The organism is Streptococcus suis (assembly GCF_002964045.1).
Lineage (GTDB): Bacteria > Bacillota > Bacilli > Lactobacillales > Streptococcaceae > Streptococcus > Streptococcus suis_U.
Genome location: NZ_POPB01000632.1, coordinates 1 through 304, shown reverse-complemented (window position 1 = coordinate 304; position 304 = coordinate 1). Strand labels below are relative to the sequence as shown.

Genomic DNA, 304 nt, shown 5'->3' with positions numbered 1-304 from the left:
TTGGCAGACTTTCACAAAAGTTATTTTTCCTCTTTCCATGAACGGTGTCCGCTCTGGTGTTCAGGCGGTTTTCATTCCAAGTCTGAGCCTCTTCATGTTGACCCGTTTGATTGGCGGTAATCGAGTCATTACACTGGGAACAGCTATCGAACAACACTTTCTCACAACACAAAACTGGGGAATGGGTTCAACCATAGGTGTGGTCTTGATTTTAGCCATGCTATTGATTATGTGGATGACGAAAGAGAGGAAGAAATAATGAAGAAATTTGCAAATATCTACTTAACAGTTGCCTTTCTCCTTC

Annotated in this window: 1 pseudogene; it reads left to right on the top strand. The window is 41.8% G+C overall.

From position 1 onward, the window contains the following. A pseudogene (locus C1E99_RS13755) lies at positions 1-259 on the top strand (ABC transporter permease subunit); the annotation flags it as partial. Positions 260-304 lie beyond the last annotated feature (45 nt).